The sequence below is a fragment of the Streptomyces sp. NPDC050988 genome, assembly GCF_044456225.1.
Lineage (GTDB): Bacteria > Actinomycetota > Actinomycetes > Streptomycetales > Streptomycetaceae > Streptomyces.
This window is the reverse complement of sequence record NZ_JBITFQ010000035.1, coordinates 37675-53532: the sequence shown is the minus strand read 5'-3', so window position 1 is coordinate 53532 and position 15858 is coordinate 37675. Positions and strand designations below refer to the sequence as shown.

Annotated in this window: 12 protein-coding genes; 6 read left to right on the top strand and 6 right to left on the bottom strand. The window is 71.3% G+C overall.

All coding sequences use genetic code 11. The features are described 5' to 3' along the window. Positions 1 to 55: 55 nt before the first annotated feature. The 5 genes from ACIBEI_RS42370 to ACIBEI_RS42350 all read right to left on the bottom strand — a co-directional run bounded on the left by ACIBEI_RS42370 (position 56) and on the right by ACIBEI_RS42350 (position 4044). Positions 56 to 676 carry an ATP/GTP-binding protein gene (locus ACIBEI_RS42370; RefSeq protein ID WP_307526419.1) on the bottom strand — a complete coding sequence of 207 codons (621 nt, stop codon included), beginning with the start codon at positions 674 to 676 and terminating at the stop codon, positions 56 to 58. Next, complete coding sequence (locus ACIBEI_RS42365) at positions 657 to 1067, bottom strand: DUF742 domain-containing protein (protein WP_398896213.1); 411 nt, start codon at positions 1065 to 1067, stop codon at positions 657 to 659. The genes ACIBEI_RS42370 and ACIBEI_RS42365 overlap by 20 nt, the downstream gene beginning before the upstream one ends. Beyond that, positions 1064 to 1471 carry a roadblock/LC7 domain-containing protein gene (locus ACIBEI_RS42360; RefSeq protein ID WP_189839990.1) on the bottom strand — a complete coding sequence of 136 codons (408 nt, stop codon included), beginning with the start codon at positions 1469 to 1471 and terminating at the stop codon, positions 1064 to 1066. The genes ACIBEI_RS42365 and ACIBEI_RS42360 overlap by 4 nt, the downstream gene beginning before the upstream one ends. Continuing rightward, positions 1468 to 3105: a sensor histidine kinase gene (locus tag ACIBEI_RS42355; protein WP_398896212.1), complete on the bottom strand. Its 1638-nt coding sequence runs from the start codon at positions 3103 to 3105 to the stop codon at positions 1468 to 1470. The genes ACIBEI_RS42360 and ACIBEI_RS42355 overlap by 4 nt, the downstream gene beginning before the upstream one ends. Before the next feature lie 315 nt (positions 3106 to 3420). Beyond that, entirely contained in the window at positions 3421 to 4044 is a 624-nt protein-coding gene (locus ACIBEI_RS42350) for a TetR/AcrR family transcriptional regulator (protein WP_398896210.1), read from the bottom strand. Between the two features lie 179 nt (positions 4045 to 4223). Here ACIBEI_RS42350 and ACIBEI_RS42345 point away from each other — a divergent pair, with 179 nt between their 5' ends. The 6 genes from ACIBEI_RS42345 to ACIBEI_RS42320 all read left to right on the top strand — a co-directional run bounded on the left by ACIBEI_RS42345 (position 4224) and on the right by ACIBEI_RS42320 (position 14451). Beyond that, a complete protein-coding gene (locus ACIBEI_RS42345; protein ID WP_398896208.1) occupies positions 4224 to 5048 on the top strand; it encodes an urea amidolyase associated protein UAAP1 in 825 nt (274 codons plus the stop codon). After that, complete coding sequence (locus tag ACIBEI_RS42340) at positions 5045 to 5659, top strand: urea amidolyase associated protein UAAP2 (protein WP_398896207.1); 615 nt, start codon at positions 5045 to 5047, stop codon at positions 5657 to 5659. Before ACIBEI_RS42345 ends, ACIBEI_RS42340 begins: the two co-directional genes overlap by 4 nt. Before the next feature lie 11 nt (positions 5660 to 5670). Further along, on the top strand, positions 5671 to 9273 hold the full coding sequence (gene uca / locus ACIBEI_RS42335; RefSeq protein ID WP_398896206.1) for an urea carboxylase: 3603 nt from the start codon (positions 5671 to 5673) through the stop codon (positions 9271 to 9273). Positions 9274 to 9529: 256 nt separating this feature from the next. Beyond that, positions 9530 to 11191 carry an allophanate hydrolase gene (atzF, locus tag ACIBEI_RS42330; RefSeq protein ID WP_398896204.1) on the top strand — a complete coding sequence of 554 codons (1662 nt, stop codon included), beginning with the start codon at positions 9530 to 9532 and terminating at the stop codon, positions 11189 to 11191. Positions 11192 to 11437: 246 nt separating this feature from the next. Beyond that, positions 11438 to 13720 (top strand): MMPL family transporter, encoded by a 2283-nt coding sequence (locus ACIBEI_RS42325; RefSeq protein ID WP_398896203.1) that lies wholly within the window; start codon positions 11438 to 11440, stop codon positions 13718 to 13720. A gap of 122 nt (positions 13721 to 13842) precedes the next feature. Next, positions 13843 to 14451, top strand: a complete 609-nt coding sequence (locus ACIBEI_RS42320) for a DNA-binding response regulator (protein WP_398896202.1) — start codon at positions 13843 to 13845, stop codon at positions 14449 to 14451. A gap of 200 nt (positions 14452 to 14651) precedes the next feature. Here the strand turns inward: ACIBEI_RS42320 and ACIBEI_RS42315 are convergent, their stop codons facing one another. After that, positions 14652 to 15815: a sensor histidine kinase gene (locus tag ACIBEI_RS42315; RefSeq protein WP_398896200.1), complete on the bottom strand. Its 1164-nt coding sequence runs from the start codon at positions 15813 to 15815 to the stop codon at positions 14652 to 14654. Positions 15816 to 15858 lie beyond the last annotated feature (43 nt).

Below are 15858 nucleotides of genomic sequence, written 5' to 3'. Positions count from 1 at the left end.
CCCTGGGGACTCGTACAGCGTGCGGTTCAGGGGACTGGCGGAACTGGTACCGGACTCATGTCGACGCCCCCGTCATCGTCAGGGAGTGCAGGAAGCGCATGAGGGTCATCAGGACGTCGCGGCTGGAGGCCCGGCGTCGCACGTCGCAGCGGATGATCGGGATCTCCTCGGCCAGGTCGAGCGCCTGGCGCAGCTCCTCGACGGCGTACCTGGGCGCGTCCGGGAAGTCGTTGACCGCGACGACGAAGGGCACGCCGCGCTCCTCCAGGCGTCCCATGACGTCGAAGCTGACCTCCAGCCGGCGGGTGTCGATCAGGACGACCGCGCCGAGCGCGCCCTCGAACAGTCCGTTCCACAGGAACCAGAAGCGCTCCTGGCCGGGGGTGCCGAACAGGTAGAGCACCAGCTCGTCCGTGACGCTGATGCGGCCGAAGTCCATGGCCACGGTGGTGGCCGTCTTGGACTTGGAGCCGAAGTTGTCGTCGACTCCGATGCCGGCCTGCGTCATGGTCTCCTCGGTCGTCAGCGGCTTGATCTCGCTGACGGAGCCCACCATGGTCGTCTTGCCGACGCCGAAACCGCCCACGATCACGATCTTCACGGCGGCCTGCGCGGTGCGCGGCAGGTGGTCCTCGGCCCGTGGACCCGTGATGGTGTCAGAGTTTTTGAAGTCCATGCATCACCGCTTCGAGGAGGGAACGGTCGGCCCGCGCCTGCCTGACGACCGGTGCGCGCGCCTGTACCAGTTCGGCCGTCAGCAGCTCGGTGAGCAGGACGGTCACCACGCTGATCGGCAGATTGAGATAGGCCGAGATCTCGGCCACGGAAAGAGGGGCCTGGCAGATCCGGAGCAGCGCCGACTGCTCCGGTGCGGCGGAGCGCGGCGGATCGGCGCGCGCCACGATTAACGTGACGAGGTCGATGGGGGCCCGCTCGCAGTCCTCGCCGGTGAGGATGTAGAGCCGCTCGGGTGGGCGGTCCCCCGCTCCGTCCTGGGGCCCTGCCACGGCCGGCGGGGGAGGTGGCTCCTGCTTGGGTTTGCGCCGCTGGCGTTGCGGAGGCGTCATACGGTCTGCCCGTTCCGCCGCGGCGGACTGGTGAGATGGGAGCCGATCCGGTCGACGAGGTCGCGCATGCGGTTGCTCATCAGCCCGGGTTCCGCGGTCTCGTTGGCGAGCACCGCGAGATAGGCGTTGGACCCCGCGGCCATCAGGTAGAAGTAGCCGCCGTTGATCTCGATGATGACCATCCGCATCTGGCCGTCGCTCTGCGGGATCTCGCCGGCGACGGCCCCGGCCAGGCTCTGCAGTCCCGCGCAGGCCGCGGCGACGCGGTCGGCGGTGTCCGGGTCGCCGCCGTAGCGGGCGATCCGCAGGCCGTCGGCGGAGAGCACGACGATCTGCTGGATGCCGGGTACGCCGTCGGCCAGATCCTTGAGCATCCAGTCGAAGTTGGCTCGCTGCTGGATCACTTGAGATCCCCCTCATCGTCGGCGTCGGTACGGGCCGGCTCGTTGTTCACGGTGGAAGCGGTGGACGCCGTCGGGTCGTTCGGGTTCCGGGTGAAGGCGTTCGGGTCCGGGTCACGCTTGAGTCCGGCCATGAACGCCTCGACCCACATGCCGGGCGGGGGCAGCTCCTTCGCCGGTTCGGGCTCGGGCTGCCACACGGGCGCGGCGGCCATGGCGGCCTCGGCCGCGGCCTCCGCGGCGGCGGCCTCTGCCATGCGCTGGCTGAGCGGGATCGTCACCCGGCTGCGGCGCTGCGGCAGGCCGTTCGGCGTCCACTCGGTGACGACGGGGACGTCGTCGTCCATGCCCGGGACCATCTCCTCCGCGGAGCTGGGGACCCGCGGCCCGGTGGTCGGGCGGCGCCGTTTGGGCTTGCGCTCGGGGCCCTCGACACCATCGGTGTCCATCGTGGGTACGGCGGCTGCGCCGATGCCGTGGGCGAGCCCGGGAGCGGGATCGGCGGTGAGCATGTCGCGCGGTACGACGATCACGGCGCGGACCCCGCCGTACGCGGACTGCCGGAGCGCGATGTGCATCTTGTACATCGTCGACAGACGGCCGACGACGGCGAGGCCGAGACGCGGGCTGTCGCCGAGTTCCTGCATGTCGACGCTTGCCTGGGCCTTGGCGAGCATGTCCTCGACCTTGGCGCGGGACTCCTCGCTGAGGCTGACGCCGCCGTCCTCGATCTCGATGGCGATGCCGGTCTGTACCTCGACGGCGGTGACGTGCACCTTGGTGTGCGGCGGCGAGTAGCGCGTCGCGTTGTCGAGGAGTTCGGCGCAGGCGTGGATGACCGGTTCGACGGAGACGCCGTTGACGTTGGCCTTGGCGATCGAGTGCAGTTCGATGCGCCGGTAGTCCAGGATGCGGGACATCGCGCCACGCAGCACGCTGTACAGCGGGACGGGCTTGGGCCACACACGTCCGGGGCGGCTGCCGCCGAGGACGGCGATGGAGTCGGCGAGGCGGCCGATCAGCGCGGTGCCGTGGTCGATGCGCAGGAGGTCGTCGAAGACCTCGGGGTTGCGCCCGTGGTCCTCCTCCATCTCCCGGAGTTCCTTGTTCTGCTGGTGGACGATCGCCTGGACACGCCGGGCGATGTTCACGAAGGACCGCTGCGAGGAGTCACGCAGCGCTTCCTCGCGGTCGACGATCTCGAGCACCATGTGCACCAGGTCGCGCTGGGACTTGGGGATTTCGCCCCACTCGGCGTCACCGTCGATCTCGTTGCGAATCACCTCGTCGGGGGATTCTCCGCCGCGCAGGCGGTACAGCGCGGCGGGCAGGATCTCCTTGCCCAGCCGGGTGAACTCCTGGTCGTGGGCGGCGATCCGCTGCTCGAGGTAAGCGGTCCTCCGGGCATGCTCGGCACGCAGGTCACGGACCATACGGCCGCGGCGCACCGCGACGGCCGCTACCGCGATCACCAGGATTGTCGCGCCGGCTCCGCACAAGCCGACGGCGATCCGGGCCGACCCCGTCACCAGGGCGACACCGGTCCCGGTGACCGCGGCCATCAGTATCGCCGGCAGCAGCAGTACCCGCGCGTAGGGAAGTTCACGGCCACCGGGAGGCGATTGAACACTCACCATGTATGCCCTCTGAGACAAATCGGCTGAAGGTCGGGGAACTTGCTGGGGTTTATCTGCGAATCAAACTGGATCTTCGGTATTTTTTGGAACAAGCGCACGAATACACCCCAACTCGGTGCGCTGCGGGCGAGCTTAGTCCGACCGGATCATCGCCGTGTCATATTCAGCAACCACCTGAAACCACCCTCGCGACAGGAGTACGCTCTGCCCCATTTACACGCTGCGCTATCGTTCGAACACGACACGTGACGGCGTACGGGCGCACGAAAACCCCTCATCAGAAGGGGTGAGACACCGTTTCGGGCCGGGGCCCGCTCAGATTCCGGCGATGCGCAGGGCCGCGTCCGCGGTGGCTTCCGCGAAGGCCGAGACGGGCCGCTCGGGATCCGAGCGGTGTACGAGAATCACACCTTCGATGAGTCCGAAGAGCAGATCGGTCCTCAGGTCCAGCTCGCTCTTGGCGAGCGCGCCGCCCGCCTCGGTCGCGGCGAGCAACTGCCGGTAGGCGTCCTTGAGTTCGGCCCGTACGGCATGGAAGCCGGCGAAGCGCTCCGAGTGGACCTCGGGCAGCAGATAGAGCCCGCCGAGGTTGTGCGAGCCGCCGCAGAGCAGCTCGACGTCCGTGCGGCACAGGTCCCAGAGGCGGTCCGCGGCGGGGGCGTCGTCCTCGACGAGGAGCTGCCGGGCGAAGGCCAGCGAGGGCGTGACCGTGGACTCCAGGAGCGCGGCGAGCAGCTCCTCCTTGCCGGACACGTAGTGGTACATGGACGCCTGGCGCATCCCCGCCCGCTCGGCGACGGCCCGGGTGGTGGTGGCCGCGTACCCCCGCGTCGTGAACAGCTCCGCGGCGGCGGCGAGCAGCTCGTCGCGCGGCGAGAGGCCGCTGTCCGGCCGCTGCTCGGCGCGTGGCCTGCCCACTCGTCGTCCACTGGAACCCATGCGTTCGATCCTCGCACACCGCCCCACCAGGCGATCTCGGTGAGGGATCGGTAACGGGGCCGCAACCCGCGGGCAACGGCGGCGACCCGTCCGGCTCCTAATTTCTGTCGAGCGACAGAAATACGAGCATCCGCTCGACCGCACCCATGACCGACCACTGCCGAGCCGGAGGTCCCGCGATGGCGACAGCGACCACTTACGGAGCCCGCGCGCACGCCCGCGCCCAGGAGGGCACCCGTGCCGAGGCCATGCCCGTCGTCCCGGCGAGCGCCTGGCCCGCGCCACCGTGCGAGGCGGGCCACCTCGTGTGGGCGGAGACGGTGGCGGGCGGCAACTACACGCACAAGGTGCTGGCGCGCGGCACGGAGCTGCGGCTGACCGACCTGAAGGGCGACGCCTGCGCACATCTGCTCCTCTTCGCCGCCGACCGGCCGTGGGAGCGGCTGAACGTGGCCGACACCGTGAAGGTGCAGTGGAACGCCTACCTCGGCGAGGGCCAGTTGCTCCTCTCGGACCAGGGCCGTGTCCTCGCCACGGTGATCGCCGACACCTCCGGGCGGCACGACGCGCTGTGCGGCACCTCCGGTCTGGTACGGAACACGGAGCGGTACGGGGACGGGGCGCCGCAGTCCGAATCGCCCGCCGGGCGTGAGCTGTTCAAGCTGGCGGCGGCCAAGAACGGGCTGGCGCCGCGCGATCTGCCGCCCTCGCTGTCGTTCTTCCAGGGCGTGGAGGTACGCGAGAACGGCTCCCTGGACTTCACCGGTTCGGCCGGTCCGGGCGTGAGCGTGACGCTACGCACCGAGCAGGACGTCACGGTGCTGCTGGCCAACGTGCCCCACCCGGCCGACCCCCGCGAGACCTACACGAGCACTCCGCTGGAGGTACTGGCCTGGCGTGCCGAGGCCACCAGGTCCGGCGATCCACTCTGGGACGCCACGCCCGAGGGCCACCGCGCCTTCCTCAACACCGCCGAGTTCCTTGCCGCGAGGGGGATCGCATGAGCGAGCAGGCTGTCGAGAAGACCACCGTCGCGGCCCGGGCCGCATGGTCGGCCGTCGTCCGTGCGGGCGCCACGCTCACCATCACCGACCTGCACGGCAACCAGGCGGTCGACTTCCTCGTGTACGACGCCGAGGACACGAGCGTGCGGTACAGCGCGCCCGACACGATCCAGGCGCAGGGGAACGTCTTCCTGACCACGGGCAGTGTGCTCATGTCGAACGAGCACACGCCGCTGATGACGGTCGTGGCGGACGACGTCGGCCGGCACGACACGGTCGGCGGCGCCTGCTCCAAGGAGTCGAACACGCTGCGGTACGGGCACCACACCTGGTCCCAGCACGCCTGCGTGGACAACTTCCTCGCGGAGGGCGCCCGTTACGGCCTCGGCAAGCGCGATCTGGTCTCCAACATCAACTGGTACATGAACGTGCCGGTCGAGAAGGACGGCACCCTCGGCATCGTCGACGGCATCTCGGCGCCGGGCCTTTCGCTCACTCTGCGCGCCGAGCGCGACGTGCTCGTACTGGTCTCCAACTGCCCCCAGATCAACAACCCTTGCAACGGCTTCGAGCCGACCGCTGTGGAGATGACGATCGGGGTTCCTGAATGAGCGGCGGGCGGATGAGCGGTGAGGGAGGGGCTGCCTTCGACACGCTCCTCGTCGCCAACCGGGGCGAGATCGCGGTCCGGATCATCCGTACGGCAAGGGAGTTGGGCCTGCGCACGGTCGCGGTGTACTCCGACGCCGACCGCTCGGCGCCCCATGTGCGGCTCGCCGACGAGGCCGTACGGCTGGGGCCCGCGCCCGCCAAGGAGTCGTATCTCGACGCGGATCTCGTCCTGCGGGCGGCGAAGGACACCGGCGCCGGGGCGATCCACCCGGGCTACGGCTTCCTCTCCGAGGACGCGGCGTTCGCGCGCCGCTGTCAGGACGCGGGCATCGTGTTCGTGGGACCCACACCGGAGCAGCTGGAACTGTTCGGGGCGAAGCACACGGCCCGGGCGGCCGCCGAGGCGGCCGGGGTGCCGCTGGCACCGGGGACCGGCCTGCTCGCGGACGTCGACGAGGCGCTGCACCGGGCCGAGACCATCGGCTACCCGGTGATGCTCAAGGCGACCGGCGGCGGAGGCGGCATCGGCATGTCCGCGTGCCGCTCGGCGGAGGACCTCCGTGACGCGTGGGAGCGCGTGCAGCGCGTCGCCGCGGCCTCCTTCTCCTCCGCCGGGGTCTTCCTGGAACGGCTCGTCGAGCACGCCCGCCATGTCGAGGTGCAGGTGTTCGGCGACGGCGAGGGCCGCGTCGTCACCTTCGGCGACCGCGACTGCTCGCTCCAGCGCCGCAACCAGAAGGTCGTGGAGGAGGCCCCGGCGCCTGGTCTGCCTTCTCACGTACGAGATCAACTGGTCTCCTCCGCACGGGACTTGTGCGCGAGTGTGGGCTACCGCTCGGCCGGCACGGTCGAGTTCGTCTACGACGCGGCCCGCGAGGAGGCTTACTTCCTGGAGGTCAACACCCGCCTCCAGGTGGAACATCCGGTCACCGAGGAGATCTACGGCGTCGACCTCGTCGCGTGGATGCTGCGGCTGGCACGCGGCGACTCCGATGTCGTACGCGAGCCCGGGGCGCCGCGCGGCCACGCCGTCGAGGCGCGGGTGTACGCCGAGGACCCGTCGCGCGAACACCGGCCCAGCGCGGGCCTGTTGACCCGGGTCGAGTTCCCTCGGGGCGTGCGCGTGGACGGCTGGATCGAGACGGGGACCGAGGTCACCACCGCGTACGACCCGATGCTCGCGAAGGTCGTCGCGTACGGCTCCGACCGGGCGCACGCGCTGGAGCGGCTGGACGAGGCGCTGGCCAGGACGCGGGTGACTGGTATCGAGACGAACCTCGGCCTGGTGCGGGCCGCGCTGTCGGACCCGGCGTTCCGGGCGGCCTCACACTCCACGGCCACCCTCGCCTCGGTGAGCGATCCGACGCCACGGATCGAGGTCGTCTCCGGCGGGACGCTGACGACGGTCCAGGACTGGCCGGGGCGGACCGGCTACTGGCAGGTGGGTGTGCCGCCGTGCGGGCCGATGGACGACCTGTCCTTCCGGCTCGGCAACCGGGCGCTCGGCAACGACGAGGGCGCTCCCGGGCTCGAATGCACCTTGCGGGGACCGGCGTTGAGGTTCACGCATCCGACGACCGTGTGCGTCACGGGTGCTCCGGCACAGGTGACGGTCGACGGAACAGCCGTCCCCCAGTGGGAACCGGTGACGGTGCCCGCGGGCGGTGTGCTGGAGGTGGGCGCACCCTCGGAGCACGGGCTGCGGACGTATGTACTCCTCGCGGGCGGCGGTCTTGACGTGCCGGCCTTCCTGGGGAGTGCCTCGACGTTCACGCTGGGGCGGTTCGGCGGGCACGGCGGGCGGGCGTTGCGGACGGGGGATGTGCTGCACGGGGGTGCTGTTCCGGTTGGTGGTTCTGCTCCGGTCGGTGATTTTCCTGGTGGTCCTGTTCCGGTCGGCGAGCGGCCGGTGTTCGGTTCCGAGTGGAGGGTCGGTGCGCTCGAAGGGCCGCACGCCGCACCGGAGTTCTTCACCGAGGAGGACATCCACGACTTCTACGCGGCCGAGTGGAAAGTGCACTTCAACTCGGCGCGTACGGGCGTACGGCTGGTCGGGCCCAAGCCCCGCTGGGCGCGTACCGACGGCGGCGAGGCGGGCCTGCACCCCTCCAACATCCATGACACTCCCTACTCGGTCGGCGCGGTCGACTACACGGGAGACATGCCGGTGCTGCTCGGCCCGGACGGGCCCTCCCTGGGCGGGTTCGTCTGCCCGGCGACCATCGCGAAGGGACAGCGCTGGAAGCTGGGGCAGCTGCGTCCGGGTGACACCGTCCGCTTCATCCCGGTGACCGTGCCCGAGGCCGCGCGACTGCGGCGTACCCCGGCTGCCGCGCCGGTCGCGGACCGTGCGGAGATCGCCGACGGCGGCGTACTGGCCCGGGACGCCGACGTGACGTACCGGCGCAGCGGTGACGACAACCTGCTCGTGGAGTTCGGGCCCATGCAGCTCGACCTGGCGTTGCGGATGCGGGTGCACGCGCTGATGGAGGCGGTGTCGGCGGCCGGGCTGCCCGGGATCACGGACATCACGCCCGGCATCCGCTCGCTCCAGATCCAGACGGACCCGGACGAGCTCCCGCAGCCCGAACTCCTGTCCCTGGTAAGGGAGATCGTCACCTCCCTGCCGCCCGCCGACCAGCTCGTCGTACCGTCGCGCACCGTGCACCTCCCGCTCTCCTGGGACGATCCGGCGACGCGCGAGGCCATCGCCCGCTATATGGCGGGCGTGCGTGACGACGCGCCCTGGTGCCCGTGGAACATCGAGTTCATCCGCCGCGTCAACGGTCTCGACTCGGTCGAGGACGTGTACCGGACGGTCTTCGACGCCGAGTACCTGGTCCTGGGCCTCGGCGACGTCTATCTGGGGGCGCCGGTGGCGACGCCGCTGGATCCCCGGCACCGTCTCGTCACGACGAAGTACAACCCGGCGCGTACGTGGACGGCCGAGAACTCGGTGGGCATCGGCGGGGCGTACCTGTGCGTCTACGGGATGGAGGGGCCCGGCGGCTACCAGTTCGTCGGCCGTACGACGCAGGTGTGGTCGGGGTGGCAGCAACGGGGCGCGTTCGAGCCGGGCTCCCCCTGGCTGCTGCGCTTCTTCGACCGGATCAAGTGGTACCCGGTGGACGCGGACGAACTGCTGGACCTGCGCTCCGACATCACCTCGGGCCGCTTCGTCCCGAGGATCGAGGAGGGCACGTTCTCCCTCGCCTCGTACGAGGCCTTCCTCGCGGAGAACGCCGACGCGATCGAGGAGTTCCGCACCCGGCAGGGCACGGCGTTCTCCGCGGAGCGCGACGCCTGGGAGTCGGCGGGCGAGTTCACCCGTGCGGAGGCGGTGTCGGCTCCGGTGGCCGCCCCCGTGCAGGTGACAGTGCCTCCGGGCGCCCGCCTGGTCGAAGCCGAGTTCGCCGCCTCGGTGTGGCAGCTCAACGTCCGACCGGGCGACACGGTCACCACGGGGCAGCCCCTGCTGGCCCTGGAGGCCATGAAGATGGAGTCCCGAGTCCCGTCCCCCATGAACGGAGTGGTCCTGGACCTCCTGGCCAAACCGGGCGACCAGGTGGAAGCGGGCACGGCATTGGCGGTGGTGGGGCCACCGCCGACCTGAGCCCCGCGCAATCCGTGGGCAGCCCGACCCACCCGCGCCACGCCGTCTGCGGGCAGGCACCCCACCCGCCAGCCTGCGGACAGGCACCCCGCCCACCCGTCCGTGGACAGACGCGCCGCCCACCCGTCCGTGGACAGGCACCCCACCCGCCCGCCCGCCTGTCCGTCTGTGGGCAGGCGTTCCGCAGGGCGGAACGGGTGGGCACAGACGACCACCGGCCCGCAGCCGACAACGAAGCCCCAGCAAAGGAACACAGATGTCGACGCTCACCAGAGCCCGCAGGGCCTACGCCCGTATCGAGGCCACAGCCCGCCCCGAGGTCTGGATCGACCTGCGCCCCCAGGCAGAGGTGGAAGAGGAAGCCCGAGCCATCGACACCCGCCTCGCCGCAGGCGAACACCTCCCCCTCGCCGGCAAACTCTTCGCGGCGAAGGGCAACATCGACGTGGCAGGCCTCCCCACCACGGCAGGCTGCCCGGCCTACACCTACCACCCGGAGGCGGACGCCCCGGTGGTCGCCCGCCTCCGCGCGGCAGGCGCGATCCCCCTGGGCACCACCAACCTGGACCAGTTCGCCACAGGCCTGGTTGGCACCCGCTCCCCCCACGGCCCCGTCCGCAACGCCATCGCCCCAGAGAGAATCAGCGGCGGCTCCAGCTCAGGAAGCGCGGTGGCGGTAGCCCTCGGCATCGTGGACCTCGCCCTGGGCACGGACACCGCGGGCAGCGGCCGCATCCCCGCGGCCTTCAACGGCATCGTCGGCCTCAAGCCGACCCGAGGCCTCGTGCCCACGGACGGCGTGGTCCCGGCCTGCGCCACCCTCGACTGTGTGACGGTCTTCGCCCGCACCCTCCGGGAGGCGGAACAGGCCCTGGCGCACATGGCCGCCCCACCCGCCCGCGACCTCCCCGCACTCCCCCAGCGCACCCCGGGCCCATGGCGCATCGCCGTCCCGCCCCGCGAACAGCTCGGCGAGCTGGACGAGGGCTGGGCGGAGGCGTACGAGGAAGCCGCAGCCCAACTCCGCGCGGCGGGCGCCGAGTTGCGGCCCCTCGACCTCGCCCCCTTCACCGAGGCCGCCGCGATGCTCTACGAGGGCGCCTTCGTGGCCGAGCGCTACACCGCCGTGGGGAGCTTTGTCGACAAGTTGCTCTCCGAGGGCGGAGCGGGCCTCGACCCGACGGTCGCCGGCATCATCACCCGCGCCCGCGACATCCCGGCCCACCAGCTCTTCGCAGACCAGGACCGCCTGGCGGCCCTGCGCACCCGCGCGCTGGCGGAACTCGGCGACGCGGACGCCCTGCTCCTCCCCACGGCCCCGGGCCACCCCACGCTCGCCGAGGTCGCCGCCGACCCGCTCGGCTCCAACGCCCGGCTCGGCCGCTTCACCAACTCCACGAACCTCTTCGACCTGGCGGCCGTGGCCGTCCCGGCGGGCGAGGTGGCGGGCCTCCCGTTCGGCGTGATGCTGATCGGCCCGGCCTTCACCGACGAACGCCTGGCGCTGATCGCCCGGACCCTGGAGGCCCCGACGACGCGGATCGCCGTGGTCGGCGCCCACCTGTCGGACCAGCCGCTCAACGGCCAACTCCTCTCCCTGGGCGCCCGGTTGGAGCGTACGACCAGGACCGCGCCCGTCTACCGGCTGCACGCCCTGTCGACCGAACCGCCCAAGCCCGGTCTCGTCCACGTGGGCGAGGGCGGCGCCGCGATCGAGGCCGAGGTGTGGCGGCTGCCCGCCGAGGGCCTCGGCCGCCTCCTCGCCGCGCTGCCCCGGCCGATGACCCTGGGCCGGGTCGAACTGGCCGACGGCGACGACGTACCCGGCTTCCTGTGCGAGCCGGGCGCCATCGACGGTGCGCGTGACATCACGGAGTACGGAGGATGGCGCGCGTATCTGAACTCCCCCGACGAGTGACACGCCCCGGCACCGGACCGGCCGCAGCATGACCCGGCTCCTGTGCTCGATCGGCCGCCGCGTGAGCCGCTCCCTCCGCCCAACCGGCCGGCGAGCAGGGCGACCCACTGCCCAGCCGGCCAACGCCCGCACCGCCCCCTGTCCCTGCCCCCGCCCTCTGCCCCCTGCCCCCTGCCCAGCCGACCCTTTAGCCCCTCACCGGACGATCGTCTTTCGCGAGAGCGACCGTCCAGGAGGGCAGGGCCGATGACACCGCAGACATCGCCGACTTCACAGACATCGCCGAGTTCGCCGACCTCTTCGTCACCACAGTCCGCGGCCGGACCGCGGGGGCGGGTCGCCCGCGCGGTGACCACCCGGCCACGTCTGCTGCTCCTGCTGATACTGCTGCTCACCGCGGGCGCGGTGGTGGTCGGCGGCGGGGTCGCCGAGCGCATGAGCAGCGGCGGTTCGCAGATCCCGGGCTCCGAATCCTCGTACGCGACAGCCGAGTTGGAGCGCCGCTGGCCCGCCTCGCAGCCGAATCTGCTGCTGCTCGTGTCGCCGCGCGACGGGTCGCGGGACGTCGACGACCCGGCCGTCGCCTCGGCGGCGCGCGAGCTGGCCCGCCAACTGGCGGACGAGAAAACCGTGTTGGGCGTGGTCTCGTACTGGCAGACCGAGGACGCCGCGCTGCGCGCCCGGGACGGCGGCGAGGCGCTGATCACCGCCCGCATCAAGGGGGACGAGGACGCGGTCGACGAGGCGCTGGAGGCTCTGGAGCCGCGCTACCGGGGCGCGCAGGGCGCGGTCGATGTCCGGATCGGCGGCCCCGCGGCGGTACGGCACGCCTCCCAGGAGGTGATCGCCGACGACCTCGTACGGGCCGAAGTCATCGCGCTGCCGGTCACGTTGGTGCTGCTCGTCGTGGTGTTCGGCAGCGCGGTCGCGGCCGCGCTGCCCCTGCTCGTGGGGATCGTGTCGGTGCTCGGCACGAACGCCGTACTGCGAGTGATCACCGAGTTCACGGACGTCTCGGTGTACGCACAGAACCTGACGACGGCCCTCGGTCTCGGACTCGCCATCGACTACGCGCTGTTCCTGGTGCGACGCCATCGCGAGGAACTGGCGGCCGGCCGCGATCCACGGGACGCGGTGGCCGTGACACTGCGGACCGCCGGACGCACGGTGCTGTACTCGGCGCTGACCGTCGCTGTCTGCCTCGCCTCGATGTTGGTCTTCGAGCAGTACTTCCTGCGCTCGCTCGCGTACGCCGGAATCGCGGTCGTCCTCATCTCCGCCGCGGCCTCGCTCGTCGCGCTGCCCGCGGCACTCGTGCTGCTCGGTCACCGGGTCAACGCCCTGCGGCTGCCGGTCGGCAGGCGCGGCGGGAATCCGGGAGCGGGCTGGGCGCGGCTCGCCCGGCTGGTGATGCGGCGCGCCCCGCTGTTCGCGGTCGGCACGGTCGCCGTGCTGCTCGCGCTCGGACTGCCGTTCATGGACGTGCGGTTCGGCACGGCCGACGACCGGCAGCTGCCGGCGAGCACCGAAGCCCGCGCTGTGCAGCAGGAGTTGAGGGACGGGTTCCCCGGCAGCCCGGGCAGCGCACTGGCCGTACTCGTCGAGGGCAAGCCGGCAGCCAAGGCGCTCGCGGAGTACAGCGGCGAGGTGTCGCGGCTGCCGTACGTCGTCCAAGTCGCGGGCCCAGCAGGGCGGTTCGTGGACGGGAAGCGCGTGACGGACGCGCCCCCGGCCGCCGGACACCTCTCCGTACTGCACTCGGCGGAAAGCGCTTCACCGCAGAGTGTGAGTCTCGTAAAGAAGATCCGTGCGGTTCCGGCCTCCTTCGAGACCTCGGTGACCGGACCGGCCGCGGTGCTCGCCGACACCCAGCACGGGACGGCCGAGCGGCTGCCGTGGGCGCTCGCCGTCATCGCCGTCACGACGCTGATCCTGGTCTTCCTGCTCACCGGAAGCGTGCTGCTGCCACTGCTCACCGTCCTCGTCAACGGGCTCAGTCTGACCGCGATGTTCGGAGCCGTGGTCTGGGTCTTCCAGGACGGGCACCTGTCCGGCCCGCTCGGCTTCACACCCACCGGGGACATCGAGACGGCACTGCCCGTGCTGATGTTCTGCGTGGCGTTCGGACTGTCCATGGACTACGGGGTCTTCCTGGTCTCACGCATCAAGGAGGAGTACGGGATCGGCGGCGACCACCGTGAGGCGGTGGTCCTCGGCATCCGTCGCACCGGCGGGCTCATCACGGCGGCGGCGCTGATCCTCGCCGTGGTGATGGTGGCGATCGGCACCTCGCGTGTGACCAACATCAAGATGCTGGGCCTGGGCGTTGGGCTGGCCGTGCTGATGGACGCGATGGTCGTACGGGCCCTGCTGGTGCCCGCCGTGCTCCGGCTCACCGGGCGGGCCACCTGGTGGGCCCCGGCACCCCTGCGGCGGCTGCAGCGGCGGGCGGGGCTCGAGGAGGAGGCGCGTACGACGTATCCGGACATCCCCACGCGCACCGAGCGCCCCGTGAGTGGCCGAACCTGACCCCGGTACGCCCCTACAACGGACCCCTGCGCACAAGTCCTGCACAACTCGGCTATATGACCCAACTAGACTTCCGCACACGGGGGTTGCGGAGTCGCGTCCGCGGGAGAGTTGGGGGCGGGTTGATACGGATTCTGCTGGCCGAGGACGTCTCGATGGTGCGCGGTGCGCTGGTGGCACTGCTCAATCTCGAACCCGACCTGGAGGTCGTGGCCGAGGTCGACCGGGGCGACACGATCCTCTCGGCGGCACTTGCCGTACGGCCGGATGTGGCTGTCATCGACTACGACCTTCCGCACACGGACGGGATCACCGCGGCGGGGCAGTTGCACGAGCGGCTGCCCGGTTGCCGCACGGTGATCATCACCAGCCTCGGCAAGCCGGGGACACTGCGGCGGGCGCTGGCCCAGCAGGTGGCCGGGTTCGTCCTCAAGGACTCACCGGCCTCCTACCTCGCGGAGGTCGTCCGTAAGGCGGCGGCCGGTGAGCGTGTCATCGACCAGCAGCTCGCGCTCTCCGCCTTCTCGGACGGCGAGTCGCCGCTCACGAAGCGCGAGACGGAGATCCTCCGTCTCGCGTCGCAGGGCGCGGACGCGACGGAGATCGCCGAGGCGCTCCACCTCTCCGTGGGCACGGTGCGGAACTATCTGACCTCGGTCGTGACCAAGCTCAACGCCCGCAATCGTGTCGATGCGGTTCGGATCGCGGCGGAGTCGGGGTGGTTGATGTGAGGTTCGTTCGCGTGTGCGGGTCGGTGGGGGTTGCTCGCGCAGTTCCCCGCGCCCCTGAAAAGCGAGCCCCGCGCTCCTGAAGAGCAAGCCTCAGCCCCGGCGGACAATGAGCAGGGGCGCGGCCCCGTTCCCTTGGGGGCGCAGCCCCGTTCTTTTGGGGGCGCGGGGAACTGCGCGACCAGCCCCCACCGGCCCGCAGGTCACACACCACCGCAAGGCGCCTCCGCGACCACCCGATACCAGCCCCTCTCATCCGTCCCGGCGGTCAACCGCCCCCCGACGGCCTCCATCCGCTCCACCAGATTGTCGAGCCCGCCCCGAGCCCCGCCACCGCACTCGCGAAGCGCCACCGCATCGGCCCGTACCCCGTCATTGGACAGAGTGAGCCGCACGAACGCCCCCTCGACCTCCCGGATCTCGATCCGGCACTCCGTCGCCTTGCTGTGCCTGATGAGATTGGTGACCCCTTCACGCAGCACGGTCGCAAGGACGGTCCCGACAGGCCCGTCACACCCGCAGCGGACATCGAGGCCGGCCCGGATCCCCGCCGCGGCGAGCAACGAGCGCGCGGACTCGGCCTCGACGGCCAGGGACAGCTCCCGGTAGCCGCGCGCGACGGCGCGTACGTCGGCGAGCGCCTCGCGGGCGACGCCGAGTATCCCGTCGAGCTCCTCACGGGTGCGGTCGGGCTGCGACCGCACCAGCCGCAGCGCGAGATCGCCCTTGAGGGTGATGGCGGAGAGGCTGTACCCGAGCAGGTCGTGCAGATCGCGCGCGTACCGCCGGCGCTCCTGCTCGACGGCCCGCCAGGCGAGCGTCTCGCGCTCGTGGTGGGCGGTCGTCACGAGTTCCACGAACCGGGCCGTGCCGAGGAGGACGAGTGCCGTACCCCCGGTGACGGCCCCCGCGTACAGCGCGTCCGCCCAGTCCGCTCCCTCCGCTCGCCTCGCGGCGCAGGTCGCGGCGACCGCGAGCGCGGCGAGCGAACGGCCGCCGGGCCCGGGGAAGTTGACCAGGAGCGCGCCTGCGAAGTACCCCGCCGTGCCGGGCCAGACGGCCACGGGTGTCAGGGCGGGCAGGAAGCCCAGTAGGCCCTGTGCCGCGATCGTCAGGGCACGCCGGCGCTCCCGCACCCGGCCCGTCACCAGATGCAGGACGTACGTCCCCAGCAGGGCTCCCACGGCTGCCGCCGCCGCGCCCCGCCCGGGGTGTGTCGTGGCGATCGCGGCCGCGCCCAGCGGAACGAATCCCGCCGTGATCGCGAACGCGGTCCTGAACGCATGCCGAGTGACCGGCACACCGGCGGTCCTGCCGTCGAACTTCCCCGCCCATGTACTGGTCAGCTGCTCAGCCGCACCGGACATCGACTCCCCCTCAGAGTCCCCAGAGCGCCCTCTGTGCTGATGC